Source organism: Goodfellowiella coeruleoviolacea, assembly GCF_024171785.1.
GTDB lineage: Bacteria > Actinomycetota > Actinomycetes > Mycobacteriales > Pseudonocardiaceae > Goodfellowiella > Goodfellowiella coeruleoviolacea.
Genome location: NZ_JAMTCK010000020.1, coordinates 45,318 through 72,099, shown reverse-complemented (window position 1 = coordinate 72,099; position 26,782 = coordinate 45,318). Strand labels below are relative to the sequence as shown.

Annotated in this window: 34 protein-coding genes; 25 read left to right on the top strand and 9 right to left on the bottom strand. The window is 70.2% G+C overall.

The features are described from left to right. Complete coding sequence (locus tag LX83_RS33545; protein ID WP_253778945.1) at positions 1-1,323, bottom strand: MFS transporter; 1,323 nt, start codon at positions 1,321-1,323, stop codon at positions 1-3. A 110-nt stretch (positions 1,324-1,433) separates the two neighbouring features. Between LX83_RS33545 and LX83_RS33540 the strand changes: the two genes are divergently transcribed. The 10 genes from LX83_RS33540 (at position 1,434) to LX83_RS33495 (ending at position 10,294) form a co-directional block, all read left to right on the top strand. Then, on the top strand, positions 1,434-2,471 hold the full coding sequence (locus LX83_RS33540; RefSeq protein ID WP_253778942.1) for a substrate-binding domain-containing protein: 1,038 nt from the start codon (positions 1,434-1,436) through the stop codon (positions 2,469-2,471). Between the two features lie 130 nt (positions 2,472-2,601). After that, on the top strand, positions 2,602-4,110 hold the full coding sequence (locus LX83_RS33535) for an ATP-binding protein (RefSeq protein ID WP_253778939.1): 1,509 nt from the start codon (positions 2,602-2,604) through the stop codon (positions 4,108-4,110). A gap of 227 nt (positions 4,111-4,337) precedes the next feature. After that, positions 4,338-5,084, top strand: coding sequence for a nucleotidyltransferase domain-containing protein (locus LX83_RS33530; RefSeq protein ID WP_253778937.1), 747 nt, complete (start codon positions 4,338-4,340; stop codon positions 5,082-5,084). A 174-nt stretch (positions 5,085-5,258) separates the two neighbouring features. Continuing rightward, the gene (locus LX83_RS33525; RefSeq protein WP_253778935.1) at positions 5,259-6,218 is read left to right on the top strand and encodes a hypothetical protein; all 960 of its coding nucleotides are present in this window, start codon (positions 5,259-5,261) and stop codon (positions 6,216-6,218) included. Positions 6,219-6,582: 364 nt separating this feature from the next. After that, entirely contained in the window at positions 6,583-6,810 is a 228-nt protein-coding gene (locus LX83_RS33520) for a hypothetical protein (protein WP_253778933.1), read from the top strand. Positions 6,811-6,995: 185 nt separating this feature from the next. Continuing rightward, on the top strand, positions 6,996-7,538 hold the full coding sequence (locus LX83_RS33515; RefSeq protein ID WP_253778931.1) for a YbaB/EbfC family nucleoid-associated protein: 543 nt from the start codon (positions 6,996-6,998) through the stop codon (positions 7,536-7,538). Positions 7,539-7,548: 10 nt separating this feature from the next. Then, positions 7,549-7,866, top strand: a complete 318-nt coding sequence (locus LX83_RS33510; protein ID WP_253778929.1) for a type VII secretion target — start codon at positions 7,549-7,551, stop codon at positions 7,864-7,866. Next, positions 7,866-8,894 carry a WXG100 family type VII secretion target gene (locus tag LX83_RS33505; RefSeq protein ID WP_253778927.1) on the top strand — a complete coding sequence of 343 codons (1,029 nt, stop codon included), beginning with the start codon at positions 7,866-7,868 and terminating at the stop codon, positions 8,892-8,894. The genes LX83_RS33510 and LX83_RS33505 overlap by 1 nt, the downstream gene beginning before the upstream one ends. After that, on the top strand, positions 8,891-9,571 hold the full coding sequence (locus LX83_RS33500; RefSeq protein WP_253778926.1) for a hypothetical protein: 681 nt from the start codon (positions 8,891-8,893) through the stop codon (positions 9,569-9,571). Before LX83_RS33505 ends, LX83_RS33500 begins: the two co-directional genes overlap by 4 nt. Positions 9,572-9,655: 84 nt before the next feature. Continuing rightward, positions 9,656-10,294 carry a LysE family translocator gene (locus LX83_RS33495; RefSeq protein ID WP_253778922.1) on the top strand — a complete coding sequence of 213 codons (639 nt, stop codon included), beginning with the start codon at positions 9,656-9,658 and terminating at the stop codon, positions 10,292-10,294. A 26-nt stretch (positions 10,295-10,320) separates the two neighbouring features. Here LX83_RS33495 and LX83_RS33490 read toward each other — a convergent pair whose 3' ends face one another. The 5 genes from LX83_RS33490 to LX83_RS33470 form a co-directional block, all read right to left on the bottom strand. Then, positions 10,321-11,046: an MBL fold metallo-hydrolase gene (locus LX83_RS33490; protein ID WP_253778919.1), complete on the bottom strand. Its 726-nt coding sequence runs from the start codon at positions 11,044-11,046 to the stop codon at positions 10,321-10,323. Positions 11,047-11,054: 8 nt separating this feature from the next. After that, entirely contained in the window at positions 11,055-11,765 is a 711-nt protein-coding gene (locus tag LX83_RS33485) for a DsbA family oxidoreductase (protein WP_253778915.1), read from the bottom strand. Continuing rightward, complete coding sequence (locus LX83_RS33480; RefSeq protein ID WP_253778914.1) at positions 11,762-12,250, bottom strand: TIGR03618 family F420-dependent PPOX class oxidoreductase; 489 nt, start codon at positions 12,248-12,250, stop codon at positions 11,762-11,764. The genes LX83_RS33485 and LX83_RS33480 overlap by 4 nt, the downstream gene beginning before the upstream one ends. A gap of 11 nt (positions 12,251-12,261) precedes the next feature. Further along, on the bottom strand, positions 12,262-12,891 hold the full coding sequence (locus LX83_RS33475) for an FMN-dependent NADH-azoreductase (RefSeq protein ID WP_253778912.1): 630 nt from the start codon (positions 12,889-12,891) through the stop codon (positions 12,262-12,264). A gap of 113 nt (positions 12,892-13,004) precedes the next feature. After that, a complete protein-coding gene (locus LX83_RS33470; protein WP_407649724.1) occupies positions 13,005-13,649 on the bottom strand; it encodes a TetR/AcrR family transcriptional regulator in 645 nt (214 codons plus the stop codon). Between the two features lie 52 nt (positions 13,650-13,701). On the opposite strand from LX83_RS33470, the gene LX83_RS33465 reads away from it, so the two are divergent. From LX83_RS33465 to LX83_RS38590, 4 genes are all read left to right on the top strand, one after another. Then, a complete protein-coding gene (locus LX83_RS33465) occupies positions 13,702-14,331 on the top strand; it encodes a hypothetical protein (RefSeq protein ID WP_253778911.1) in 630 nt (209 codons plus the stop codon). Positions 14,332-14,603: 272 nt separating this feature from the next. After that, entirely contained in the window at positions 14,604-16,109 is a 1,506-nt protein-coding gene (locus tag LX83_RS33460; protein ID WP_253778909.1) for an MFS transporter, read from the top strand. Between the two features lie 204 nt (positions 16,110-16,313). After that, entirely contained in the window at positions 16,314-16,757 is a 444-nt protein-coding gene (locus tag LX83_RS33455) for a hypothetical protein (RefSeq protein WP_253778907.1), read from the top strand. A gap of 22 nt (positions 16,758-16,779) precedes the next feature. Next, positions 16,780-17,892: a polymorphic toxin type 44 domain-containing protein gene (locus LX83_RS38590; RefSeq protein ID WP_253778905.1), complete on the top strand. Its 1,113-nt coding sequence runs from the start codon at positions 16,780-16,782 to the stop codon at positions 17,890-17,892. On the opposite strand, the gene LX83_RS33445 is transcribed toward LX83_RS38590, so the two are convergent. Then, entirely contained in the window at positions 17,879-18,970 is a 1,092-nt protein-coding gene (locus LX83_RS33445) for an XRE family transcriptional regulator (RefSeq protein ID WP_253778902.1), read from the bottom strand. The two genes, LX83_RS38590 and LX83_RS33445, sit on opposite strands and share 14 nt — an antisense overlap. Before the next feature lie 263 nt (positions 18,971-19,233). Here LX83_RS33445 and LX83_RS33440 point away from each other — a divergent pair, with 263 nt between their 5' ends. The 5 genes from LX83_RS33440 to LX83_RS33425 all read left to right on the top strand — a co-directional run bounded on the left by LX83_RS33440 (position 19,234) and on the right by LX83_RS33425 (position 22,210). Next, complete coding sequence (locus tag LX83_RS33440; protein WP_253778900.1) at positions 19,234-19,386, top strand: hypothetical protein; 153 nt, start codon at positions 19,234-19,236, stop codon at positions 19,384-19,386. Continuing rightward, positions 19,383-19,928 carry a DUF6879 family protein gene (locus tag LX83_RS33435; RefSeq protein WP_407649727.1) on the top strand — a complete coding sequence of 182 codons (546 nt, stop codon included), beginning with the start codon at positions 19,383-19,385 and terminating at the stop codon, positions 19,926-19,928. The genes LX83_RS33440 and LX83_RS33435 overlap by 4 nt, the downstream gene beginning before the upstream one ends. Further along, the gene (locus LX83_RS33430) at positions 19,900-20,781 is read left to right on the top strand and encodes a helix-turn-helix domain-containing protein (protein ID WP_253778895.1); all 882 of its coding nucleotides are present in this window, start codon (positions 19,900-19,902) and stop codon (positions 20,779-20,781) included. The genes LX83_RS33435 and LX83_RS33430 overlap by 29 nt, the downstream gene beginning before the upstream one ends. 203 nt (positions 20,782-20,984) lie before the next feature. Then, complete coding sequence (locus LX83_RS38185) at positions 20,985-21,113, top strand: hypothetical protein (RefSeq protein WP_301329341.1); 129 nt, start codon at positions 20,985-20,987, stop codon at positions 21,111-21,113. Positions 21,114-21,139: 26 nt separating this feature from the next. Beyond that, complete coding sequence (locus LX83_RS33425) at positions 21,140-22,210, top strand: methyltransferase domain-containing protein (RefSeq protein WP_253778893.1); 1,071 nt, start codon at positions 21,140-21,142, stop codon at positions 22,208-22,210. A 429-nt stretch (positions 22,211-22,639) separates the two neighbouring features. On the opposite strand, the gene LX83_RS33420 is transcribed toward LX83_RS33425, so the two are convergent. Next, positions 22,640-22,831 carry a DUF397 domain-containing protein gene (locus tag LX83_RS33420; protein ID WP_253779092.1) on the bottom strand — a complete coding sequence of 64 codons (192 nt, stop codon included), beginning with the start codon at positions 22,829-22,831 and terminating at the stop codon, positions 22,640-22,642. Positions 22,832-22,849: 18 nt separating this feature from the next. Beyond that, complete coding sequence (locus tag LX83_RS33415; RefSeq protein ID WP_253778891.1) at positions 22,850-23,731, bottom strand: helix-turn-helix domain-containing protein; 882 nt, start codon at positions 23,729-23,731, stop codon at positions 22,850-22,852. 465 nt (positions 23,732-24,196) lie between these two features. On the opposite strand from LX83_RS33415, the gene LX83_RS33410 reads away from it, so the two are divergent. The 6 genes from LX83_RS33410 (at position 24,197) to LX83_RS33385 (ending at position 26,635) form a co-directional block, all read left to right on the top strand. Then, complete coding sequence (locus LX83_RS33410) at positions 24,197-24,490, top strand: hypothetical protein (protein WP_253778889.1); 294 nt, start codon at positions 24,197-24,199, stop codon at positions 24,488-24,490. Positions 24,491-24,668: 178 nt separating this feature from the next. Beyond that, positions 24,669-24,971: a zinc finger protein gene (locus tag LX83_RS33405; RefSeq protein WP_253778887.1), complete on the top strand. Its 303-nt coding sequence runs from the start codon at positions 24,669-24,671 to the stop codon at positions 24,969-24,971. Beyond that, positions 24,968-25,210: a hypothetical protein gene (locus LX83_RS33400; RefSeq protein ID WP_253778885.1), complete on the top strand. Its 243-nt coding sequence runs from the start codon at positions 24,968-24,970 to the stop codon at positions 25,208-25,210. Before LX83_RS33405 ends, LX83_RS33400 begins: the two co-directional genes overlap by 4 nt. Next, positions 25,207-25,602, top strand: coding sequence for a hypothetical protein (locus LX83_RS33395; RefSeq protein WP_253778882.1), 396 nt, complete (start codon positions 25,207-25,209; stop codon positions 25,600-25,602). The genes LX83_RS33400 and LX83_RS33395 overlap by 4 nt, the downstream gene beginning before the upstream one ends. Further along, complete coding sequence (locus LX83_RS33390; protein WP_253778881.1) at positions 25,599-25,766, top strand: hypothetical protein; 168 nt, start codon at positions 25,599-25,601, stop codon at positions 25,764-25,766. Before LX83_RS33395 ends, LX83_RS33390 begins: the two co-directional genes overlap by 4 nt. Positions 25,767-26,011: 245 nt before the next feature. After that, positions 26,012-26,635 (top strand): class I SAM-dependent methyltransferase, encoded by a 624-nt coding sequence (locus LX83_RS33385; protein WP_253778879.1) that lies wholly within the window; start codon positions 26,012-26,014, stop codon positions 26,633-26,635. Positions 26,636-26,782: the final 147 nt, after the last annotated feature.

The following is a 26,782-nucleotide window of genomic DNA, read 5'->3' as shown; positions in this document are numbered from 1 at the left end:
TCAGTGACCTCCCGCGGTCGAGGTGCTGGTGGCGGACGGGGTCGGGGTGCGCCCGCCCCACAGCCGGTAGATCACGGCGAGCGCGACGACGGCCACCACGGCCATGCCGGCCAGCCAGAACAGGCCGCCGTTGAAGTCGCCGGTGCTCTCCCTGATCGCGCCGATCACCGCCGGGTTGACCACGCTGGAGATGTTGCCCAGCGAGTTGATCAGGGCGATGCCGCCGGCGGCCGCCGCGCTGGACAGCAGCGCGGTGGGCAGCCCCCAGAAGATCGGCAGCACGCCGAACACGCCGAACGCGGCCACGCACAGGGCGATCAGCTTGACCACGGGCACGTCGACCGCGCCGGCCCCGACCAGGCCCACCACGGCCACGGCCAGCGCCAGGTAGGTGGCGAACCAGCGGCGGCCGGGCCGGTCGGCGATCCGGCCCAGCACGATCATGCCGACCACGCCCACCGCGTAGGGCACGGCCGCGACGAACGTGGTCGCGGTGTTGCCCAGCCCGAACGGCTGCAGGATCTGCGGCAGGAAGGTCGAGACCGCGCCGTTGAGGTTGGTCAGGCCGTAGTAGGCCACGCAGAACAGCAGCACCCGGGGGCTGAGCAGCGCTTTGAGCACCGAGTGCCCGCCGGCGCCGGCCTGCGCGTCGCGCGCGGCGCGCTCCGCGGCCAGCGTGCCGACCAGCCAGTCCCGCTCCTGCTCGGTGAGGAACGTGGCGCCCTCCGGCTTGCTGGGCAGCAGGAACGGGATGGCCACCGCCAGCACCACCGCGGGCAGCGCCTCGATCAGGTACACCCACTGCCAGCCGTGCAGCCCCAGCCAGTCGTCCATGGTCAGGATCAGCCCGGAGATCGGCGTGCCGATGACCAGCGCGATCGGGATGCCGGTGGTGAACATGGCGATGATCCGGCCCCGGTAGGCGGCCGGGAACCAGGTGGTCAGGTACAGGATGACGCCGGGGAAGAAGCCGGCCTCGGCCGCGCCGAGCAGCGCGCGCAGCACGTAGAGGCTCTCGGCGTTCCAGATGATCGCGTGCAGGCCGGAGATGACGCCCCAGGTGAACATGATCCGGGCGATCCAGAACCGCGCGCCGAACCGGGCCAGCGCCAGGTTGGACGGCACCTCCAGGATCACGTAGGGCACGAAGAAGATCCCGGCGGCCAGGCCGAAGGCGGCGGCGCTGAGACCGATGTCGGCGTTCATCGTCAACGCGGCCACGCCGACGTTGGCGCGATCCAGGATCGCGATGAAGTAGCCGAAGATGAGTATGGGCAGCAGCCGCACGGTCAGCTTCCTGACCACCCGGTCCTCGATCGTCATTGATCCTCCACAGTGGAACGTTCCGGGCACGCTACCGGAAACGTTTCCGGAAAAACAAGGGTCGTGCCGAGGTCGGCTAGGATTTCGACCCCGATCGAAGGGACGTGGTGGTGAGAAGGCAGGCGGTCGGCATCCGCGACCTCGCCAGGGAACTCGGCATGTCGATCAGCACGGTCTCCAGGGCGATGAACGCGCGACCGGACGTCAGCCCGGAGACCCAGCGCCTGGTCCGGGAGACGGCCGAGCGGCTGGGCTACACCCCCAACCAGTCCGGCCGCAGCCTCCGCCAGGGCACCACCGACACGGTCGCGCTGGTCATGCCCACGCACACCGCCCGCACCGAGTCCGGTGAGACGTTCTTCCTCAACGTCAGCGACGGACTCCAGGAGGTGCTCTCCCCGCGCGGGCTGAACCTGGTGATCCTGCCCTGCGGGTCCGCCGAGCAGCCGGACGAGTTCCTGTTCAAGGCCGTGGACCGGCACCTGGCCGACGCCATCGTGCTGGCCGACACCCAGCGGGTGGACCGGCGGATCGACTACCTGATCGAGAAGAAGGTGCCGTTCGTCGGCCTCGGCCGCACCGAGGCGGGCGGCTACTCCTGGCTGGACCTGGACTTCGAGGGCGTGGCCGCGCAGTCCGTGGACCGGCTGGTCGGCCTCGGCCACCGGCGCATCGCCCTGGGCACCACCGACCGCACCGTCAACAACACCTTCCTGTTCCTGGACAGCTACCGGGCGTCGCTGGAGCGGCACGGCATCGGCTACGACCCCGAGCTGGTGATCCGCGTGCCCGACACCCGCCAGGGCGGCTACCACCTGGCGGCGCGGCTGCTGGCCGCCCCGCACCGGCCCACCGCCGTGATCCTGGAGCAGGAAACCCTCGCGATCGGCCTCTACCGCGCCCTCGCCGACGCCGGCCTGACCCCCGGCCGCGACCTGGCCGTCATCGGCTTCCGGGAGAACCCCGTGCTGGACCTGCTCACCCCGAGCCTGACCTGCTTCCGGGTGTCGCTGACCAACTACGGCCGCCGCCTCGGCCACCTGGTGCTGGCCGAGATGGCCCGCGCCGGCTCGGCCGGTCCGCTCACCCAGGAGGTCTGGCCGATGGAACTGGTCAGCGGCGACAGCGACGGCGCCCCGCTCGGCTGACCCGGCGGCGACGCGGTCGGCACAACCAGCCCAGGGCACCCCTGACTGACGGCCCGCGTACTCCATTCAGCCGCCAAAATGGAGGACTACACTTCTAAGGACTGTAGTCCTGCATTCTGGGAGTGACTGAGTGTCACGTGCATCCGGGCCAGCCAAACCGGCGGGGACCTTTGACCGGGACGCGGAATGGCGCGCCCTGGCCGCCTTCGCCGCCCGAACAGCGCCCAGGGCGATGCTGGGGGTGGTCAGCGGCCGACGCAGGATGGGCAAGACCCACCTGCTGCGGGCACTGGCGAACGCGGCTTCCGGGTTCTACTTCGGGGCCACCGAGGCCACCGCCGCCGAAACACTGCGGCAGTTCGGTGCCGCACTGGCCGAGCACGTGGCCTCGCCCGTCCCGTTCACCTTCGCCACTTGGGACGACGCCATCACCTACCTGTTCACCCTCGGCACCAGCGGTGACCAGCCGGTGCTCGCGGTGATCGACGAGTTCCCGTACCTGGTGCGGGTGGTGCCCGAGTTGCCGTCGCTGATCCAGCGGGAGATCGACAAGTACCAGTCCCAGGCCAACCGACTGCGGCTGCTGCTGTGCGGGTCGGCCATGGCGATGATGGGTGGCCTGCTCGCCGGCAACGCGCCCCTGCGCGGGCGGGCCGGACTGGAGCTGGTGGTGCGGCCGTTCACCTACCAGGACGCGGCGCGGTTCTGGGCGGTGGACCACGATCCCCGGCTGGCCGTGCGGCTGCACGCGGTGGTCGGCGGCACGCCCGCCTACCGCACCCAGTTCCTCGACGACGACACACCAGCCGACCTGGACGACTTCGGGCCGTGGGTGTGCCGCACGGTGCTCTCGCCGCTGACGCCGTTGTTCCGGGAGGCCCGCTACCTGCTGGCCGAGGAAGCCGAGATCCGCGATCCCGCGCTCTACCACTCGGTGCTGGCCGCCGTGGCGGAGGGCAACACCACCCGGGGCGGCATCGCCGGCTACATCGGGCGCAAGTCGGTGGACATCGCGCACCCGTTGACCGTGCTGGAGGACTGCCACCTGCTGGTGCGCGAGGACGACGTGTTCCGGACGGGTCGCACCCTGTACCGGATCGCCGAGCCGCTGGTCACCTTCTACGAGGCGGTGGCAAGGCCGGCGTGGGCGCGACTGGAGGCTGGCGAGGCCGAGGCGGTGTGGCAGCGGTCGGCCGAGCGGTTCGCCGCGCAGGTCGTCGGGCCGCACTTCGAGACCATCTGTCGGGAGTACCTGCTGAGGGCCGGACCGGAGGTGTTCGGGGACCGACCGGTCGGCGAGGTCGGAGTTGGCGTGGTGACCGATCCCGCGCGTCGGGAGCAGATCCAGGTCGACGCGGTTGTGCTGGCGCCGGGCAGTGGTGGCCGCCGGCGGCGGGTGGTCGCGCTGGGCGAGGTGAAGTGGGGCACGGTGATCGGTGCCCGGCACATCGAGCGGCTCGCGCGGGCGCGGGATGTGCTGGTGGGGCGCGGGTTCGACGCCGAGGACTGCCTGCTGCTGGGGTTCAGCGCCGCCGGTTTCGACCCGGGGCTGCGGGACGGGACCGGCGGCGGGTCAGCGGTGCGGCTGATCGGTCTGGGGGAGCTGTACGGGCAGCGGCCGACGGCGGCCCGGAGCTGAGCCGCGCCGGAGCTGAGCCCGCCGGGGGCGAGCAGCGGGCTGGCCGCGCGCCCGCGATCGGCAGGGGTTTTCCGTTGCCGCGCTGAGCGGGCCGGTCGGTAGGATCCGGTGCGTGAAGTGCTGACCGCCAGCGAACAACTGGTTCGACGCCGTCCGAGCCCCGCTCCGGCGTCGCTGTTCGCTGTGCCCACACCAGCCGTCAGCCACTTCGCGTGATCGGATTTCCCATGACTGATGATGTGTTCCTCGACCACGTCGCCGACCGGCTCGCCACGCTGCCCTCGGTGCGCGCCGTCTCCCTGGGCGGCTCGCGCGCCCAGGGCACGCACACCCCGGACAGCGACTGGGACCTGGCCGTGTACTACCGGGGCGCGTTCGACCCGGCCGACCTGCGCGCGCTCGGCTGGCCGGGCGAGGTCTCCGCGGTCGGCGGCTGGGGCGGCGTGTTCAACGGCGGCGCCTGGCTCACCATCGACGGCCGGCACGTCGATGTCCACTACCGCGACCTCGACGTGGTCGAGCACGAGTTGGCCGAGGCGCGGCAGGGGCGCTTCCACTGGGAGCCGCTGATGTTCCACCTCGCCGGCATCCCCAGCTACCTGGTGGTCGCCGAACTCGCCAGCAACCGCGTGCTGCGCGGTCACCTGCCCCGGCCCGAGTACCCGGCGGCACTGCGCGCGTCGGCCCCGCCGGTGTGGCGGGAGCGGGCCGGCCTCACCCTCCGGTACGCCGAGGGCGCCCACGTGCCCCGCGGCCAGGCCACCGAGGTGGCGGGCGCGCTGGCCACCGCGGCCGGGTGCACGGCGCACGCGGTGCTGGCGGCGCGCGGCGAGTGGGTCACCAACGAGAAGCGGCTGCTGCACCGCGCCGGCCTGCGCGGCGTCGACGCGATCACGGCGGCACTGCGCCCGGACCCCGACGCACTGGCCCGGGCCGTCGCTGACGCGCGGCGCCTGTTCGACGCCGCCCGCTGAGCGACGCCCACTGAGTGACGCCCGCTGAGTGACGCCCGCTGAGTGACGCCCGCTGAGTGACGCCCACTGAGTGTCGCACCGCGTGTGCCGCCACTACTCCAAGTGAGCGACGGCGGTAACGGTCGGTCACCACCTCTCGATGGGGCACGGGAGAGCCGGATGCGAGGGGGAATCGTGAAACCGTGTCTACTGGTGATCGGCATCGCCGGCGTGCTGCTGGCGGCGTGCTCGGCCCAACCGACGCCGCCGGCGGCACCAGCCGCGTCAGCCAAGCCCGCCGGGGGCACGGCGGTCACGGCCGGGGAGATCGCCTCGGCCTTCACCGAGTTCTCCGCGGAACTGGCCGAGGGATGCCCCGGCGGTGCGACCGGATCGGCCTGCCAGGACCACATCGGCGCGCTGCTCGTGCGGGTCGACGCGATCAGGCTGCTGATGCAGGGCACCGGAAACCCGGAGTTCTACGGGGACGGCATCACGCTGGCGGAACAGGCCGAGACGGCCGGGGCGCGGGGAACGGAGTCGCCGGACAACCAGGCCGCCATCCTGTCCGCCGTGAACGAGCTGCACAGCTGGATGCTCAAGCACGTGCCCGGGGCGTCGGTGCCCGCGACCAGGGTGACCACCACCCGTCCACCCACACCCGCGGAGCAGCTCGACGCGCTGGCCCGGGAGAAGGGGTTGACGGGGGGCAGCAGGGCGGAGGCGTCGGACGACGTGCGGCGCACCTGCCAGGCGTTGACCGAGCCGTCGACGCGGGCGGGGGACCAGTCGGAGAAGTCACCGGCACAGTGGCTCGCCGACGACGTGCTCACCGATGACCGCCGCCGCCAGTGGACCGAGCTGGGCATCCCCATGCTGTGCCCGGAGCACGCGCCGGTGCTGGCGGCCGCGAAGTCCGGCAACTACGAGCGCTTCTACGGCAACGGCAAGTACGTGGTCGGGGTGGACATCCCGCCCGGCGTCTACCAGATCACCGGCCGGGTCGAGGACTGCTACTGGGAGCGGTCGGCGAAGGACGGCGACATCATCGACAACAACTTCGTGAACCTCGCGACCGACATCAGGGTGACCATCAAGCCGAGCGACGGCGGGTTCACCTCGCAGCGGTGTGGCGTGTGGAAGAAGGTCGGCTGACCAGTCCGCGACGGGGACGGCCGGTGGGGGCGTGCCGGCGTGGCGCGAACGGCCCCACCGGGCGATGTTGCTCTACTGTGGACAGTCCAGTGTGGAGTGTGCAAGTGGGGCTCGCCGGTCGGCTGAACGCTGCCTGAACCGCGCAGGGCAAGGACTTGCGGCGCGGTGGGTCCGGACGAGCTGGCCGTGGCCACCGGGCCGTGCCGTCCTCCCGACCAGGGGCCGCGGTGTCGCGGCGAAGGCTGTCGGACCGGTCAGGAATCGAGAAGCGCGGACCGGTGGGCCGCGCCTAGCGTGATCTCAGTGGCCGCCCCACCCGGCAGATCGCCCGGGCCAGGGGCCTCGTCTGGCAGAGGAGATCCCCATGAAGTGGAACAAGCGGGTTCGGCAGCTCCACCGCTGGCTGTCCATCGCCTTCACGGTGACCGTCATCGTCACGGTCATCGCCCTGGCACAGGAGGAACCGCTCGTCTGGGTGTCCTACACCCCGCTGCTCCCGCTCGCCCTGCTCCTGTTCTCCGGCCTGTACCTGTTCGCGCTGCCCTACCTCGCCAGGCGGCGCGCCCGGCGCGGTGCCGCCCGCGCGGAATGACCCGCGGCGACCCGGGTGAACACGCCCTGCCTCGGCCGGTCGTCGGTGCCGCTCGGCCCGTTCGGCGGTTTCCGCCCTGGGCCGAACACCGGACAACCCCAGGAACGCGGACCGGGGTGGGTGATCCGCGTGTGAGCATGGCCGGGTCATCGCCCCGGTGCGTGGAACAGGTCCAGGAGCGCCAGATGAATGACCCGGACAGCTGGTTGCGCGCGTCGCTCGCGGAGAACCAGCGCCGCCAGGCGCAGGCCGGCGAGTTGCAGCACGCCATCGCCACCGCCAGGGGAACCGCGCGCAGCCCGGACGGATCGGTCACCGCCGTGGTCGCCCCCGGCGGCGCCCTGGTGTCCCTGCACCTGGAGGAGCGCTCGGTCCAGCTGGGCGCGCGCCGGCTCCAGGCGGTGATCACCGAGACGATCCACCGGGCCAACGCCGACGTCGCCGCCAAGCTGGAAGCCGCCGTGCGCCCGGTGATCGGTGACCGCTACGGCGAGGCGCTCGCGGCGGTCGGGTCGCCGATCCCCAACCCGCCCGGGGCGGCGGCCACCCCGCCCGCGCCCCCGCCCCCGCCCCCACCACCGCCCGGGCCGCCGTCGGCCCAGCCGTCCGGACACCCGGCAGCGGCACCGGCCCCGGAACCGAGCCCGCGGGCTCCGCAGCCGGCGCGACCGGCACCGCGCGACGACTACGACGACGAGGACATGAGCCAGCACACCCTGTTGAGCTGAGGGAGCGCCCATGCCGGACTTCGAGGTCGCCCCGGGGGCGCTGCGGGCCGAGGCGAGCAACGAGACCGACCGCGCCCAGGTGATCGAGCAGCTGTCCCAGCAGATCCAGCAGGCCAGGGCCACCGAGGACTGCTTCGGGCTGATCGGCCAGCAGGCCGGGTTCTTCACCGGCTACGACGACATGGTCAGCGCGGTCGAGGAGCACGTGCGCGACGCCGCCGCGTTCCTGCACTCGGTGGCCGAGCGGCTGACCGCCAGCGCCGACCACTACCAGGACGTGGACCAGGCGCACCAGAAGCTGTTCCAGCAGGGGGCGGAGGCGTTGTGATGGCGGGGGAGACCGAGCAGCGGTTCTTCGAGCGGACCAGCCCGTGGCAGGCGGCCACACCCGAGGTCGACATCGTCACGAGCGCCGAGGACGTGCGGACCGGCGTCACCGACTTCCAGAACGCCTCGTCGCTGCCGCAGCTGTTCGTCGCCGGCGTCGGCCTGAAACGCGATGTGGACCAGCTGCTGGCCAACCCCATGCAGTCGTTCTGGGACAACGGGCTCGGCTTCCTGGTCGAGTGGTGCATGGTGCCGTTCCGGCCGCTGTTCGAGCAGGTCACCGGCGACCCCGAGCAGATGCGCGCGACCGCGGCCGGCTGGGGCCGGATGGCGGAGTTCGTCAGGCAGGTGGCCGACCAGGACGCCGGCGAACAGCAGGCACTGGCCCAGCAGTGGCGTGGACCGGCCTCGGACGCCTACCAGCAGCAGATGACCGAGTTCCAGGACGGCCTCCGCTCGCTGGCCGACTGCTGCGCCCAGCTCAAGGGCCACCTCGAACAGGTCGCCGACTTCTTCGAGGGCCTGTGGGACATCCTGGTCGACATCGTCCGGGAGTTCGTCGAGGGACTGATCATCACCTGGCTGGCCGCCCTGGCCACCAGCGTGATCTCCGCCGGGGCCTCGGTCGCCGCCGCATGGGCCACCTCGGCCGCGCGGATCAGCATCACCCTGTCCCGCATCCTCACGCAGATCAGCAAGGCGTTGCAGTGGCTGGTCCGGGCGCTGCGCGCGGTCAAGCAGCTGTCCGAGACCATCCAGCAGCTGATCAAGTCGCAGAAGCTGTGGGTCAGGGTGGCGCTGCGGGCGACCGGCGTGACCGGTGCGGTCACCAAGTGGGGTAATCCGATGGCGGTGGGTGTGCGCGCGGTTACCGGTCTCACCGGCACCAAGTGGTACAAGCAGGCTGGCCAGAGCGCTGGCGACCTGGCGGTTGACCAGGGCCTCACCGAGGCGGGCGAGGCCGCCACCGGTGAGTCGCAACGCAACCGGCGCGACAACGACAACATGGAACGTGGGTTCACGTTGTGAGTGAGACCAAGCAGCTCGCGTTCGGCCGGCTCGGCCAGTGGACGCGGGGCGAACAGGTGCTGGTGTTCGCCGAGTGCACGCAGAACCTCGCCGCCGGCAGGTACAAGGTCGGGGGACTGGACGAGAACGGAACCGCCAAGGAGACCAACGCCGTGCTGCGGGCCGCGGAGCTGCTCAGCGACGACCCCGTGGCCGGCCAGTGGGTGGCGGTGCGCGGAGAGCACCCCGCGTGCACGGCGGTGCGCCTGTACCGGGCGCTGGCCGGCGCGGACACCTTCCTGGTGCTCACCCCGTCCCGGCTCGCCGTGGTCCGGCTGCGGGACGCGCGGCGCCAGGGCGAGAACGCGCTGGACGGGTTCACCGCGGACCTGGCCGAGGACAGGTCGGTGGGTGGCCTGCTGCGCGGCGTGGGCAAGCTGGTCCGCGGCGCGGCCACGGACATGGTGCGCGCCGCGCGCCGACCGCCGCTGACCGAACGCCCCGAGGACGCCGTGCTGACCGTCGAGTTCGAGGGGCCGCACCAGGAGCTGGCCGGGGTGCGGCGCTGGAAGCAGCCCATGGTGCCCAACCTCAGGCACGGCCCGCGCATGGTCGAGCTGCACTTCGCCGACGGCTCGTGGTGCCGCGTGCAGACCACCGTCGCGGACGCCCAGACCCTGACCGGCACACCCGACTGACCACCTCGCGCCATCACAGCCGCTGAGCCAGCCGAGGGCGAAAAGCGGGTGGCGGGGGCTCGGCACGCGCCTACGCTCAGCGGCGTGTTGACTGCTGATCGGGTGCTCGCGTTCGCGGCCGTGTCGTTCCTGCTGATCGTCATCCCCGGGCCCAGTGTGCTGTTCGTGGTCGGCCGGGCGCTGGCGCAGGGGCGGCGGGCCGCGCTGACCACGGTGCTGGGCAACACGCTCGGCGCGTACGTGCTCGTGGTGGCCGTGGCACTGGGCGTCGGGTCCGTGGTGGAGCGCTCGGTCGTGGTGTTCACCGCGCTGAAGCTGGTCGGCGCCGCCTACCTGGTCTACCTGGGCGTCAAGGCGATCCGGCAGCGCGGCGCGCTGCCCGGCGCGGTCACCGGCGACGGCCCGGCGCGAGGTGGCCTGCGCACGCTGTGGGAGGGCTTCACCGTGGGCGTGGCCAACCCCAAGACCATCGTGTTCTTCGCCGCGGTGCTCCCGCAGTTCGTCGACCCCGCCCAGGGGTACGTGATCGGGCAGATGCTGCTGCTCGGCGTGGTCTTCAACGTCATCGCGCTGGCCTCGGACAGCGTGTGGGGGCTGGCCGCGGCCACCGCGCGCGGCTGGTTCGTCCGCTCGCCCCGGCGGCTGGCCGTGGTCGGCGGCGTGGGCGGACTCAGCATGATCGGCCTGGGCGTGACCGTGGCGGTGACCGGCCGCAACGACTGACGTCGACGACCGGCCCCCGCGCCGGCTCACCAGCCTCGCCGCTGCCAGTCGTCGAGGTGGGGCCGTTGCCTGCCCACGGTGGTGCTGGGGCCGTGGCCGGGGTGCACGGCCGTGTCCGGGCTGTGCCCGAGCAGCCGCCGCACCGACAGCATGATGGTGGCGAAGTCCGACAGGGGCCAGCCGGTCAGGCCGGGCCCACCGGGGAACAGGGTGTCGCCGGTGAGCAGGTGACCGGGCAGCGCCAGGGTGAGCCCGCCCGGCGTGTGGCCGGGGGTGTGCAGCACCGTCGCGGTCAGGCTGCCCACCCGCAGCCGCAGCCCCTCCAGCACGGGCTGGGTCCGTCCGTCCCACAGCGGTGCGTCTGGTGGCGGCGTCAGCGACCCGCTGTCGGCGGCGAGCAGTTCGGCGGTGCTGGTGCCCGCGTCGAAGTGCCCGTGGCGGCGCAGGTGGTCGAGTTCGTGCGGCCAGACCGGGGCATCGTCCGGATGCGCCAGCACCGGCACGTCCAGCGCGCGGGTGATCTCCGGCAGGGCCAGCACGTGGTCGAAGTGCGCGTGGGTCAGCACGACCGCGACGATGTCGAGGTCGCGCACGGCGTCGAGCACCCGCCCGGCGTCGGCGCCGGGGTCGACGAGCAGTGCCTGGCGCTCGCCGGGCGGGTGCACGGCCCAGCAGTTCGTGCGCAGCGGGCCGACGACGATCCTGCGCAGCGCGACGTTGTGCCGCCAGTCCAGCAGCACGTCGTCGCCCACCGGTTCACTCACTTCAGTGCGCGGCGCAGCAGGTCGACGACCTCCTCCGGGCGGTGCTCGTCGACCACGGGATAGCCGGCGGCCCAGGGGCCCTCCCAGTGCACGGTCACGCCCGGGTTGGCCACCGCGGTGCCGTCGGGCAGCACGAAGGTGGGGCTGGTCGGGATGGCGTCGGTGCTGGCGACGGCGTGGTCCCGGGTCAACTCGGCGCGGTGCCGGCCGCTGTCCAGCGCCTCGGCCAGCCGGGCCGGGTCCAGACCCGACTCGGGTGCGGCGGCGGCGGCCTCGGCGGCCACCTCCAGGATGACCTGCCGGTGGGCGATGGAGCGGCTGTCGGTCCAGAACGCGGTGCGCAGGGCCGCGTCCAGGGCTTCCCCCGCGGCCAGGCTCTGCGCGGACGCCGCGAGCACCGCTTCGGCGGCCAGCAGCACGGTGTGCGGGTAGCGGTCGTCGGCGTCGCCCCACACCCGGAACCCCGCCTCGGGAGCGACCTGCCCCAGGCCGACCGCCTCGGTGTCGGTGCCCCGCCGGGGATGCGGCCCGTTGAACAGTTCCAGCGCGAACACGTGGTGCTCCACCCGGACACCCGAGGCGGGGTCGTCGGCGGGCAGGGCCGCCCGCGCGGCGCGCAGCGTGTGCAGGGCGAGGTGGGCGAACGGGCACAGCAGGTCGGACCAGACCTGCAGGACGCCGGGTGGCGGCGGGGGGACGGTGCTCACGGGTGCTCCTCGTGCTCGGTGCCAGGGGGGTTGGTGGTGAAGCGGGTCGGGGTGACCAGCACGGCGGTGCGGCGTTCGGCGGCCATCACCTCGTCGTAGACGGTGAGGTCGTGGTGGTGCCCGCCGGCCGAGGTGTAGATGTCGCGCAGCAGCGTGCGCAGGTCGTCGTCGTGCCCCAGGCCGGGCAGCGGGTCGTCGGGCCCGGCGAGTTCGGCCCGGCCGTGCACGGCGACCCACTCCCAGCCCGCGCGGAAGACCAGTGACACGCGCGGGTTGGTGCGCAGGTTGGCCAGTTTCGCGGTGGCGCCTCGGGCGACGAACGCGACGACGTCGCGTCCGCTGACCGGGTGCGCCAGCACACCGGCGTTCACCACGCTGGTGCTCGGTTGGCCGTCCGGCCGCAGGGTGACGAGCACGGCCAGGTGGTGGTCGCGCGCGCCGAGTTCGCGCGCCAGCGCCAAACCCTCCACAAAGGACAGTGACATGGCGGCCGCGCTCAGAACGACGCGGCGAGGTCGCGGGCCGCGGCGTGGGCGGCGTCGCGCTCGGTGTCGGCGTCCCCGGTGAGCGTGGGGTGGAAGCGGATCTCGCTGATGTCGGTGATCCCGGTCCAGCGCAGCCAGTCCGTGAAGTAGGTGGACTGGAAGTCGTTGCCGAACTCCGACCCGAGGCCGGGCCCCCAGACGGCGCTGGTGTAGATCACGGTGGCCCGGATGCCGCGCCCGGCGAGCAGCGGGATGTAGCCGGTGTGCGGGTCGACGCCGAACACGGCGCCCGGCTGGGACACCACGTCGATGAACTGCTTGAGCACGTAGGGAATGCCCGCGTTCCACATGGGAACGCTGAACAGCAGCCGGTCGGCGGCGGTGAACCGGCTGACCGCCTGCTGGACCTCCGCCCAGGCCGCACCCTGCTCACCTTCGGGGGTCTGGCCACCGAAGACGGTCATCTTGGCGCCCGTGGCGGCGGGCCCGAACGCGGGCAGCGAGCCGTCCCACAGGTTCCAGGTCCGCACGGTCGCGTCGGGGTGGGCCTGCCGGTAGGCCGCCACGAACGTGTCGGCGATGCGCAGCGACTCCGAGGCGTCGCCGCGCGGACTGGCGGCGATGTGCAACAGATCAGACATTGGTGTGAACTCCCACCGGACAAGTAATCGGACTACGGTCCGTTTGATGGTCGGGAACCATACGGACTGTGGTCCGGTTGAGTCAAGCGGGTGGATCCTGCTTCTCCTCCGGTTCAGGTGGTGAGGGCGTCCGCGAGCCGGAGCGCGGCCTGGCGCACCCGCGCCTCGCCGAGGTCCGCCACGACCGCGTGCAGGTGGTCGGCGGCGAGCGCCGCCAGCAGCGCGTGCGCGTCGGCCTCGGGGTCGGACCGGCCGGCGAGCAGCAGGGACACGTGCCGGTGCCAGAACCGGTACGCGCCGATCCGGTAGCGCGCGCCGGGACTGGCGGTTTCGGACATCCGCACCAGGTCGAGGTGGGTGAGGACGTAGTCGAGGTAGGCGTTGGTGAACGCGCGGAGCCGTTCGGCCGGAGTGGGCGCGGCATCCGGCTCGCCGGGGCCGAGCGGGGCGGCGCCGAACAGGATCGCCTCCTGCAGGGCCCGCTCCTGCTGGTCGAGCAGTGCGGTGGCCAGTCCCGCCTTGTCGCCGAACCGGCGGAACAGGGTGCCCTTGCCAACGCCAGCCGCGGCGGCGATCGCGTCCATCGACACCGACTCGACCCCGTGCTCCCGGAACAGGGCGGCCGCCGCCGCCAGCACGACGGCGCGGTTGCGGGCCGCGTCGGCCCGCTCCTTCGGGGGTGACGTGCGCAGCGTCAGCAACTCGTCGGTCCCGCTGGTGACACCGGCCTGTGGTTCGCTACTCCCGTGACGAGGCATAACCGGACTGTAGTCCAATTAGCGCGGGGTGGCGCTGCGCGATGATGGTCCGATGACCGACACCTACTCGCCCGTGCCAGAGCTGAACCTGCTCAAGGAGTTGCAGGACCGCATCGGCGGGGAGAACATCTCGACCGGGTTCGACCTCGCGGAGTTCGGCGCCACAACCGGGATCGACACCTGGTCGAAGGACCCGGAGTTCCTCGACAGCTTCCGCTCCTTCGCCTACGCCAACGCGAGCGGGTCGAAGTACGCGCTCTGGCGGATCGACGACCGCGCGGACCTGGCGGACCTGCCCGTCGTGGTGTTCGGCGACGAAGGCGGAATCGGACTCGTCGCCCGCAACCTGCGAGAGCTGTTCCAGCAGCTCGCGTGTGACAAGGCGCTGTACGTGGGGGACTACGACGCCGGATTTGACGACGAGGACGATGACGACTCGGACGACGAGGCCGAGCTGAGCGAGTACGACCGCCACGCGGAGTACCTCGACTGGTTGGCGCGGCACTTCGGCCTGGCACCGGCAGCGGACCCCAACGACCTGGTGGTGGCCGCGGAGAAGGAGTTCGCGGTCCGGTTCGCGAACTGGGTCGGGCGGTTCGTCGCTGACGAGTCCTTTGTGAAGGACTTCGTGCGGGAGATCAACCGCCTGCACAGCGAGTTGACCGACCTGCACGAAGACTGAGCCGCGGCGTGGAGGTCAGCTCTTCACGGGAACTGACGGCAGGAGGACGCCCCGCGCCCCTCACCGGTGTGTGTGGACAGTGAGCACCGGGTCGGAACAGCCCGCGGCGCATCCACACTGTTCCGGGTTGCCACGGGTCGGAATTCCGCGCCTGTCCGCGTGACCGGTCACATCCGTGTGCCTCTGGGACATGGAACTGCCTTCTTCCGAGGTCGGCGGCGGTCGCACAGGATGGCTCCGGAAACAGCGCGTCGCCCGAGAAGAGGATTTCCATGTCCACTCAGGCCATGTCCACTCAGGCCATGCCCGCGCCGGCGGGCCAGGTGTCCCGCTGGCTGGCACTGGCGATCCTGTGCGCCGGCCAGTTGATGGTGATCCTCGACGGCACCATCGTGAACGTGGCGCTGCCGTCCATTCAGGAGAGTCTCGGCTTCTCGCCGTCGAACCTCGGTTGGGTGGTCAACGCCTACCTGATCCCCTTCGGCGGCCTGTTGTTGCTCTCCGGCCGGTTCGGTGACCTCTTCGGCCGCAAGCGGGTGTTCATCACCGGCCTGGTCGTCTTCACGGCGGCGTCCCTGCTCTGCGGTCTGGCGCAGAACGCGGGCACGCTGCTCGTCGCCCGCTTCGCGCAGGGCGCGGGTGGCGCGGTGACGTCCTCGGTCACGCTGGCCGTGGTCGTCACCATGTTCACCGAGCCGGGGAAACGGGCCAGGGCGATCGGCGTCTACAGCTTCGTGCAGTCCGCGGGCGGCACGCTCGGCCTGCTGCTGGGCGGTGTGCTGACGCAGACCACCAGCTGGCACTGGATCTTCTTCGTCAACGTGCCGATCGGTGCGGCGACGGCGGTCCTGGCCCACCGCCACCTCCGCGCGGAGCAGGGCGCGAACCAGGGCAGCAGCGTCGACGTGCTCGGCGCCGCGCTGGTCACGGCCGCGCTCGTGCTGGCCGTCTACACCATCGTCGCGGCGGCGGACCACGGCTTCGGTTCCGTCCACACGCTCGTGTTCGGCCTCGGTGCCCTCGTGCTGCTCGCGGCGTTCCTCGTGCGGCAGGCCAGGGCCGAGGACCCGCTGCTGCCACCCCGGATGTTCAGGTTCCGCAACGTCTCGGGAGCACTGGCGACGCACACGCTGATGATCTCCGGCATGTTCAGCTTCCAGTTCCTCGCGGTGCTGTACATGCAGCGGGTGCTCGGCTTCGACGAGGTGCGCACCGGCTTCGGCGTGGTTCCCGTGTCGCTGCTCATCGGCCTGATGTCGCTGTTGTTCGCCCCGCGCCTGATCGCCAGGTTCGGTGGTCGCGCCGTGCTGCTCGGCGCCCTCGTCCTGATCGCCGGCGGCCTGGGCATCCTCGGGCAGGTCTCGGTGGACGGCACCTACCTCAGCGAGGTCTTTCCCGCGACGGTACCGCTGGGGCTCGGCTTCGGCCTGGCCATGCCGGCACTGGCCGGACTGGCCATGTCGGGCGCGACACCGGGGGACTCGGGGCTGGCCTCCGGCATGTTCAACACCATGCAGCAGGTCGGCAGCTCGCTCGGCCTGGCGGTGCTGAGCACACTGGCCGCCACGCGCACCAGTGCGCTGCTGGCCGGCGGCACCGCCGGGACCGACGCCCTGACCGGTGGCTACCGGCTCGCCTTCCGCGTTGGCGCCTGCCTGGTGCTGGCCGCGCTGGTGGTCGCCGCGCTGGTGCTGCGCACCGCACGGCGGTCCGCGGCCGCGCCAGCCACCGGCCCCGGCACCGCCCAACCGGCGGAAGCGAACACCACCTCGGGGTGAGCCGTGAGCGGCCGCGCCGTTGGCCGCCGTGGTCCGGATCCGGTCGTGGCCGTCACCTACCCCACAGGTTTACCCCCGGCCTCGGGCCTACTCCACCTGGCAGACGCCAACATCCTTCTGTTGCTGGACGCGGACCCCGCCGAACCGGATTATTCTGCGCCGAACAGCAGGCCCCGGGGGTTACGGGCGGACAAGGGGTTGGTCATGGGGAACTCGATCGATCAGGCGCTGAATCCGTGGCGGCACAACGGTGAGCGCCCGCCCACCGGCGCGGCGGACGCGACCGCGCCGATGAGCGCGGGCGGCGGTGGTGGCGGTGGCAACGGTGGTTCCGGGGGCATCACCGTTGATCCCGCCGCCCTGCGGCGCGGCTCCAGCGCGGCCGGTGAGCTGCTGGACCGGGTCAACAAGGACGGTCGGCTGGTCGACGACGCGAACAACACCGCGGCCAGCGCGCTGAGCGCGGAGAACTTCCAGCTGGGCAAGGCGCTGAAGAACACCGCGGACCTGTGGTACCAGCAGGTGACCACGCTGGCCCAGGCGTGCCACAAGATCGAGGAGTCGCTGGCGGCCAACGCCGAGGGACACCAGCTCACCGAGGACGCCAACGAGATGTCCATGAGCCAGATCAGCCAGAGCTTCAACTAGCGGGAAAACTGGGGGAACGACCGTGCTCAGCTACGACAACCTGTACAACGCTCCGGTGGATCAGCTGAAGTCCGCTGTGGACGAGTGGACCGAGATGATCGGCAAGCTCCAGCCGCTCGGCGGTGAGCTGCGCGACTCGGTGCGGGGGCCGTTGTCCGGCTGGACCGGCAAGGACGCCAAGGCCGCGACCGAGTTCATCGACAAGACCGGCAAGGAGTTCGAGGACGCGGTCAAGGAGGCCACGGGCATCCGGGACATCCTCAGCGAGGCGCACGACCGGTTCCGCACCCAGCGCGACGAACTGCACCGCATCGCCGGGCAGGACGCGCCGGCCCAGGGGCTCCAGGTCGACAGCGCCGGCAAGGTCACGCTGAAGCAGGAGGTGCGGGAGGACGACCAGAGCACCTGGCGCGGCAAGGGCAGTTTCGACGAGGCGGTGGCGGACGCCAAGCAGGCCATCGCGGTCATGGCCAAGCGCATCGAACGGGCCAGGGCCAACGCCACCGAGGCCGACGACACCGCGGCGTGGGCGCTGCACGTGAACCTGGGCGGCCAGCAGCACAACTTCGTGGCCCCCAAGCACACCACGCTGGCCCAGGCGTGGCAGGCGGGCAGCGAGAACAACTTCGCCGACGCGCAGAACTACATCTTCAACGAGATGATCAAGAACATGAACTCCAAGGACATCGCCGAGATGCGCGAGAAGTGGGACAGCTGGAACCCCATCGAGAAGGCGCAGGCGATCAAGGAGTGGTACGACAAGGTCAAGAGCAACGGCCCCTGGGACCACAAGCCCATCCTTGAGGACCGCTACGGCATGGAGACCAAGAACGAGTACGACCTCAAGGTCCCCGGCCAGAACAAGAAGGTCTCCTACGACATCTGGTCCAACATCCACTACGGATACGTGGGCCGCTCCGCCGGGTTCCCGTCGGAACTGCTGGAGCGGGCCGCGACCATGGACATCCCCGGGGTCGGCCGGACCGACGAGGGCGACAAGATGACCGTGCGACTGGGCATCGAGCTGTACGAGAAGTACGGGCCGAACCTCACCAAGGAGCAGTTCCAGCAGGAGGTCGACCGGACCATCCAGGAGATGGAGCGCAAGAAGGCCCCGCAGGTCAAGTCGTGGTGACCCGGCCGCCGGCGGCGTTCGCGTCCACCGCCGCCGACCTGCCTTGGGTGGCGTGGACGCGGGCGGCGAGCGCGCGGATCCCGGGCATGGCCGCGGCTCGCGGGGATGCCAACAGCTCGCCCATGAGCCGGCGCACCGCGCCCCGGGTGCGGACCTCGCCGGGCGCGAGGCGTTCGGCGGCCAGCAGCGCGGTGTGGGCCCGGTCGGGGTTGCCGAACATGGCCCACGCCTGGGCGACGTCCACGAGGTAGCGGGCCTGCCGTTCCGTGGTGGGCAGCGCCGCGAACGGGACGGTGCGCGCGGTCTCCAACGCGGCGACGGCGTCGCCGAGCTTGTGCGCCGCGGAGATCTGGTGTGACCGGACGTGGGCGAGCAGGCGGGTGCGGCCCGGCTCGTCGTCGATGCGTTCGGCGGTGGCGGCGGCCTCCCGGTAGAACTCGGCGGATCGCGCCTGGTCGCCCCGCACGGCGGCGGCGTATCCGGCGCCGCAGTAGAGCATTCCGGCCGCGCGCCAGGTCGCGGCCGTGCGGACACCGGAGTGCAGCAGGCTTTCGACTGCCGCGAGACTGATCCGCTGTGCCTGCTCGGGGTGGTGGGTGCGGCGCGCGGCCGAGGCGACCACCTCACGGGCGGCGGCGAGGAGGAGATCGTCACCGCTGTTCTCGGCGGCGCGCGCGGCACGGTCCGCCGCGATCGGCTGAAGCCCGGCCGAGACGTCGAGCTTGCCGAGCACCCGCGCGGTGAGCTGGTAGACCTGCGCGGCCAGCGCCGCCGTCGCTGCCGTTCCGTGCTCGCGCGTGGTGTGTTCCACGGCCGTGACCAGGACGGGCAACCGGTCGGCGAGCGAGAGGTACTGACAGGAGGCGAACTCGGCGCTCGCCATGGCGAACTGGCGCCGCAGCGCGGAAAGGCTCGCCGGGGCGGTCTCAGCGGTGGGGTGGAGCAGGGCGGTGGCCAGCCGCTGCTCCAACAGCGCGGCCGGGTCGAGCGCGGCGGCGGCGTGCGCGGCGCCGGGACCACCCAGCCCGGTGGCGACAACAGCACCAGCGGTGGCGGTGAGGAACGAGCGGCGGTCCACCGGGGCCTCCTTGCGGGCGGGTTCCGGGACGCGCCTCACCTTATTGCCACAGAGCGTCATCACGTGACTACCGACAGCCCCAAGTCTGGGAAGCGGCACCGACGACTGAGCGTTGACGGACCAGCCACTCTGCGTCACTATGGCAAGCAGATTTCGCCGTGTTCAAGAAATGAGGGGCAATGCGCGCTCAGTTTCTTGGCAAAGATCCTGAGTCGACCGAGGGCGACTCCCCTACGCTGTTCGCCACCGACCGAGCAGACCGGGTGACGTACATCGCCCAGGGGTGGAAGGTGACCGATCCCCGGGTGCTGGCTGACGTCGGACCGGTGCCGGATCACGAGACCCTGGTCGAGATCCCGGAAGAGGTGCTCAAGTTCTACGTGCGCCGCTACCGGCAGAAGGAGGGAGACAGCTGACCTTCATCAAGCCAGGCCCCGACTTCGTCCAGCTCTTCCGCACCTTCGAGCACACGGCGTTTCGGTTGGAAACCCGCGACCGGTACAACTCACCGCGCGAGACGGAGTCCTTTCGCAAGTTCGTCGCGGGTGAGCCGGACGCGTCGTACCACGAGAACTGGTTGGAGTTGGTGCGCGAAGCCACGGCCGCGGGTCGCCTGTTCTCCCGCGTTCGGGTGGTCAGCTTTCCGTTGACCGACTACACGCGGTTCAGCCTGTGGATCTCCGGATACACCAACAAGGCCGGAGACGACATCCGCTACCTCACCCGGGACGAGGCGGAGGCCGCGAACCTTCCGCGCTACGACTACTGGCTGTTCGACTCGTGCAAGCTGGTCATGATGCGTTTCGGTGATGACGACCGGTTTGTCGGCGCGGAAGTTGTCGAAGACCCGGCAATCATCGTTGAACACAACTACTGGCGTGATGTCGCCCGGCACCACGCGATCCCACGGGACGACTTCGCCCTGCGGTATGAACAGCGGTATCACCAGCGTCGATGAAGCGCGCGACGCGCTCGGCAAACGACTCCGCGAGCTGCGCCAGCAGGCCGGCCTCTCTGGCAAGGGGCTCGCGGAGTCCTTGTCGTGGCCGGCTTCCAAGATTTCGAAGATAGAACACGGCAGGCAGACGCCGACCGACGAGGACATCCGGTCCTGGGTCGGCGCAACGAACGCCGAGGCCCAGTTGGGGAGCCTTCTCGCCGCGCTGCACACCCTCGAACTGCACCACGCCGAGTGGCAGCGCCTGTTGAAGGCGGGCATGAGGGCGCACCAAAGCTCGCTCGCCAGGCACGACGAGAAGACAAAGCTCTACCGAGGGTTCGAGAACACCGTCATTCCCGGCCTTGTTCAGACGCCTGACTACGCGCGGGCCCGCTTCGCCCAGGTCGTCATGGTGCACAAGGTGCCCAACGACATCAACGAGGCCGTTCGGGTTCGGATGCGGCGCCAAGAAATGCTGTACCGGCCGGACAAGCGGTTCCACTTCATCCTCACCGAGGCGGCACTGCGTTACCGGCTGGTCTCCGTCGACGTGATGCTGGCCCAGCTCGACCGTCTTGTGGCGGTCTCCTCGATGCGCAACGTGCGGCTCGGCATCATCGGGTTCAACACGCGGTACATCACCGATCCGCGCCACGGATTCTGGTTGCTGGACAACGACTTGGTGCGCGTTGAGACCTACTCGGCCGAACTGAACCTGCGGCAGCCTCAGGAGATCGCGCTGTACAGCAGCATCTTCGAACAGTTGGCCGCTGTCGCCAGCTACGGCGGCGCCGCGCGGGCGATCATCACCAGTGTCATGGCTGACTTGGCCGCGGAAGCACCTGAGGACGATTCAGGAGACTGGCGCTGAAACCGCTCAGTATTTCCCGCGGTTTCTCCTGGTGATCACCATAAAATCATTTCGAGAAATAACGGGAAATTTTCTGGTCATACCATCGAGGGCCGCCCTACTCTTCGGGATCGTCGAGTCCCACGCACCCGGAGCGGAACCTGGTGACGACGTTCATTTCGCAACACCGGGGTGCTGGGAAACCGCAGTGGAAGGAGAGCGCGATGGCCGAGGGCGACGAGAAGGACGAGAAGAAGGGCGACAAGCACGACGTCCACGAGGACCGGGCGACCGGCAAGACGCCGGGCGACATCAACCCGAGCGACTGGCACCCGGAGAACAACCCGCTGTGACTCTCGTTGACGAACTTGGCTCAGCGGTGCCGGCTGCGTGGCGGCCGGCACTCGCCGCGGTGCGGCGCGAGTGGTTCATCCCGGACCGGATGTGGGTTGACCTCGGTGACGGGCACGTGGCTGTCGATCGCGCCGCCGAGCCGGACCGGTGGCTGCGGGCAGTGCGCTCAGACCGGGCGATCATCACGCAGTGGGACGACGGTGCCACGGTGTGGCCGGACACGGGAGCGCACGCCACCTGTTCGGCGTCTCAGCCGAGCGTGGTGGCGGGCATGCTCGACGCACTCGACGTGCACGAGGGCCACCGAGTTCTGGAGATCGGTACCGGCACCGGCTACAACTCGGCCCTGCTCGCGCACCGGCTCGGTGCCGACGGCGTGGTGAGCGTCGAGGTCGATCCGGTGCTGGCCGACCAGGCCCGGAAGCGGCTGGTGGCGGCGGGACACCCGGTGCGGGTGGTGACCGGGGACGGCGCGGACGGCTGGCCGGACGCTGCCCCGTTCGACCGGGTGATCGTCACGGCCAACGTGATGCTCGGGCAGTTCCCCGATGTCTGGATCGAGCAAACCCGACCGGGTGGGGCGGTCCTCGCCCCTCTGGGCACGACGTTGACGTCCGGACCGCTGGTGCGGTTCGAGGTTGGCGAGGACAGGACGGCGGTCGGCAGGCCGGTGCCGTGCTACGTCGACTTCATGGAACTGCGCGCGCAACGGCGCCCGATCGCTCCCTGGCCGTCGGATGACGGTGACGGGGACAGTGGCACCACGAGGGTGCGACCGTGGGAGCTGTTCCACCTCGATCCACTGTGGACTATCGCGCTACGGCTACCCGGCTGCCACTGGCGGCACCAGCCGCCAGTCGGCGACAGGGGAAGGCACGTGCTGTGGCTGCTCGACCCGCAGAGCGGGTCATGGGCAACGGCCTCGTACGGGCGCCATGCCGGTGCTGGCCCGTGGCCGGTTCGGCAACACGGCCCACGTCGGTTGTGGGACGAGGCGGAAGCGGCGTACCGGTGGTGGGACGACCAGGGGCGTCCACCCGTGGATTCCTGGCGGTTCACCATCACACCGGACGCACAAGCTGTGGAACTGGGCTGACCAGGCCGGACAACACCGCACAAGCCCCGCGCTGCGTGGGAAGGCGGGCAGGCGCGGGGCCGGAGACCGGCGCGGGTCAGTCGTGGTGTGGTCGGCTGATGACCGCGAGGTGGCTGGCGAACGAGGCGACGAGGCTGTCGAGCACAGCCCTGACGTCGGCTGCTCTGCCCGCAGCCCTGCGTCCGATAACGCCGCAGGTCATGTAGGCCTTCATCGCTGTGGTGCGTAGACGCCAGCTCTACGCACGCATTGGTGTGTTCGGGGACCGGCTGCTCGTACGCCAGTGGGTGAAGGGCGGGGCCATACCGCCTCGTTGTTCGACCGGTAACCGACTTTGCCGGCGGCCTCGCAGGGCTGCGATGTCGAAGGAACACCGGAACAGCCCCCGGGGCCCACTTCAAGTCTGGCTCGGGGGCTGTTGGTCGGTGTTCAGCCGTCCAGCTGGCCGGTCTTCACGGTGTTGAGGAACCTGGTCAGCTCGGCTTGGCTGAAGGTCAACACCGGTCCGGTGGGGTTCTTCGAGTCACGAACACCAGCAACGTCGGTGGTGTGAGCCAGCTCCACGCACTGGCCACTCTGCCCGCTCTTGCTGGACTTACGCCACACGGCCTGCGGAGACATGCGCAAGTCGTGCTCCTTTCACTTGTTCTGGCTCTCGGAGGACACCAGGTTATAGAGAAGCTGGGCCGTGTCCTCCACGGAGAGCGCCAACCGGGACATGTGCTGGAAGACCCTCACATGCTCGGCGATGTCGGATGAACGCTCCTGCCACACGCCGCCAACGACGTTCTCCAGGTACACGCAGTCCATGTCGTCGAAGCCTTCAGGAAAACGTAGAAGCGTGAAGGGTGACTTCATTCCCGGATGTGCCCCGACCTCAAAGGGCAGAACCTGAAGAGTGATGTTCGGCCGCTTGGCCATCTCGATGAGATGGGTGATTTGTTCGCGCATCACTTCCCAGCCGCCCACAGGACGACGCACCACCGCCTCGTTGAAAATGAGGTGGAGGCGCGGAGCATCGTCCTCGTCAAGGAGGGATTGCCGCGCCCGTCGTAGTTCTACGGAACGCTGCAACTGACCTTCGCTGATGTCGGGGTAGCCGCAACGGGCCAACTCGGTAGCGTAGGCAGGCGTTTGGAGCAGACCGTCTACCAGTTCAGATGTGTAGGTCCAGATCTCCTGTGCGTCCCGCTCCAGGGTGGTGTAGGCCGAGAACCACGAGAACCAGTCCGGCATGCCCTCACGGAATTCGAGCAGCCAGTCATCCCGGGTGTCGTCATCCGCCGCGAGCAGCACAAGGCTGTCGATCTTCGACTTGCTGAGACCTGTGGCGCGCCCGATCGCTCTGATGTTGATTGGGCGGATGGCTTGCTTCGCGTTCTCGATCTTGCTGACCGTGCCATGTTGGAGCCCAATTTCTGCCGCGAGCTGACGAACGCTCAAGCCTGCCGCTTCACGTGCGGCGATCAACTCCTTGGCCAACTTGCGCCGGCGCAGCGTTGGACCAGGACGCTCAGCCATCGGACCTCCGGATGCATATGCGGGTTAAGCGGATGTACCGAATGTTGCACCTCCACACGGAGTAATCACCCGGTCGGGCGCACGTCAGGAACCGGTTCCTAAGGTACCGTTTCCTTATCGGCTCGATGTGGTGCTCAGCACCCTACGCGGCCGATGGCCCCCGCCCCTCGCGCGGCTCTCGGAGGAACCACGAGGGGCGGGTGCCCAGAAGCCTCCGGCTCCGGATGGGCCGGTGATGCCGGGGATAGGTGAGAGTTCCTCGCTGTTCCCTCTCCGGCATGGGGAGCGGGTTGGGATCCCTGCCCGGGCGCCCGCTCCCCGCCCCGTACTCGCCCCCTCCGCACGGGGCGCCGGGTGACGGCCGCCAGACCGCCACCCAAACGGACCGGCAGGACGGTCAGAGCGCGTTTGACGTCATGGGCGCGCTCCCGTCCTGCCGGCCCATCTCACACATGGAGGTGTGGCGTGGAGACACGGTTCGTCCTCAGCTACGTCCTGTTCCACGGCCTGCTCGCCGTCGCCCTCTACCGCGGCCTGCTGGCCGTCATGGACTGGGCCGACCACAGGTGGGCCACCCGCATCACCCCTGAGCGGCCGTGCCCGGAAATCCCCGACGCTCCGGGCGCGGTGGCTGCACGCATCCCGCTGTTCACCCGCGTGCAGCCGGCGGAGCCGGAGTTCTCATCCCCCTGGGGCTCCAGCTCCGCCACCTCCGCCTACACCGTGCGGCACGCACGCGAACTTCAGCGGGTGTCGTGATGTGCCGCAGCAAGCTCTGCCGGGGTAAGGGCCGCCGCTACGCGACCGTTGCGGACGTCGAAGCCGCGCTCGACCGGTGGCGAACCACGAGCGAGGGGCAGCACGCCCGCGAGATGGGCCGCACCCGCGAATCCCGGAGCTGCCCGGATGGCGGGTTCCACATCGTCGAGGTGGCGCGATGACCGCAGCAGCGCGGGGAACGTTCCGCTGGTGGCCGGTGGACGGCGGTCGGCACGCCATCCCCGGTGAACTCCAACCCGGACAGACCGGCGAAACCCTCTGCCGGCACCCGGTCACCTACTCCGGCGGCGAACCGTGCAAGCGGGAGTGGCTGTGGCCCACGTGCTCGATCTGCTACGAGGCGGCCAGGAGCTGCACCCACGTGTCCCGCGCCTCTCGTTTCGGAGTGCCGTGGCAGCGGGCCGGCGAGCCGACCCCAGACGACAGTCCACTCAGGACAGGAAGCGAGGTGCGGCCGTGAGCGGCCACATGTGGATGCGGGGAGGGGACGGCTTCGTGCACGCCTTCTCCGCTGCCGAAGCCAGCAAGACCGAGGGCATCGTGCGGGCCTTGGGTGACTGCTGCTACAGCGGGTCGGCCGCCGACCTGATCCGGATGCCGGTGGGGCGGTTCTGCCTCGCGTGCTCCGACGGGGTGAAGTCGGCCGAGGACGAGGGCGTGCTGGCGGCCCAGAAGCGGGACCGGGGGACGCCGGGATGAAAGAGCCGATGGCCGCGGTGTTCAACGACACCGCCAGGTTCGCCGACGTGGTCGCGCGGTGCGTGCCCGGCGACTTCCCGCCGGACATCGCGATCCGCGCCGCCAGGATCAAGCTCGCCAAGTTGCGCCGCGAGGCGTGGCCGCTGTTGACCACATGGGCGCCAGGAGATCCCGCGCCCGAGTCCTGGCCGACGTGGGGCCTCTACGACGTCGGTGGCCTGGTCTGGCACGGACGAGCTGACGGCCTGCTTCGACTGAGCCTGGACGATCGAACTCGACTCGCCCAGCACCCCGAGTGGTGGATGGAGAAGGCGCTGGCGTGGGGGGATCTGTTGCTGCTTCGCGGGCCGTTGACTCGGCGCCAGGCTCCCCAGGTTCAGCGGGCAACGTGAAGTCCACAGTGGGCATTCGGGCCGCGCTGCTGCTCGCGCTGGGGGCGTTCCTCGCCGGCATCGTCGTGGGAGCGGGCGACCACGAGTCGGTCACGCCGGCCAGCACGACCACGTCCATCCCCACGCCGACACCGGTTCCGCTGGTCGGCCCGCTGTCACGGTGACCAACTGTCCCGATAGTGCGCTGAGGAGGTTGGGAGTTCCCAATCTCCTCAAACGCATGCCATGAGAACGCGATTTCTGAGCCGCATATTACAAACAATCACATCACTCGAATGGGCCCGTTCACCAGTGTCACGCAGGGTGCGATGACTCCCCGAATGGTGGAGGCGGCGGCAAGTAGCGGCGCTCGCTATGGTTCCTGTCTCACGTTGAAGGGCGTGAGACAGGAACGCGAGGAAGGCATCAGGTGGCCACCGCTGTTGAAGCCTGGGAACGCTACGGCGCAAAGGTGAAACCCCGACGGGTGACCAATTCGGCTGGCGCGACAACATGGTTCAACTGGACTCAATATCCTGACCACGGGCCGAATGAGTCACTATTGGGTGACATTCGGGGCAAGCGGGTGTTGGAATTGGGTTCGGGCAGCGGTGCGAATCTCGCCCACCTTGCCACTCTCGGCGCTCACTGCGTCGGTGTCGACCTCGCGCCCAGCCGCAGAGACGCTGGCCGTGAGCGGTGGGGACATCTGCGGAACCTGGAGTTCGTCGTGGGTGATGTCCTCGACTTCCTTCCGCAGGCCGAGGGTTTCGACGTCATCTACTCGGTCTTCGGGGCAGTGTGGTTCGTAGAGCCGGCCAAGCTTCTCCCGCTGGTTCGCTCCAGTCTTCTCCGTGGCGGCGTCTTCGCGTTCTCCCACCTGCCACCGAACGGCCTGGAGGGGCCGACCGCAGGGAAGGCGGTGACCAAGTGGCACTACTCACCGACGAGGTGGGTGGAGTTGCTGGTTCGCCACGGGTTCCAGGCGGAAGCTGACGTCATTCCTGCGCCAGTTGCGGGTCCTGGCACCATGCTGGTCCGGGCGCGCTCCTGACAACACAGAACGGCCCCCACGCTCACCGTCGACGGCCAAGGCGTGCAACAACACCGCGGAATTCGCCGCCACGATCACACGATCGACGTACTGGAGCACAGCGGCTTCGAGGTCGACACCACTGTGTGGTTGGCTGCTGGGGGTGCC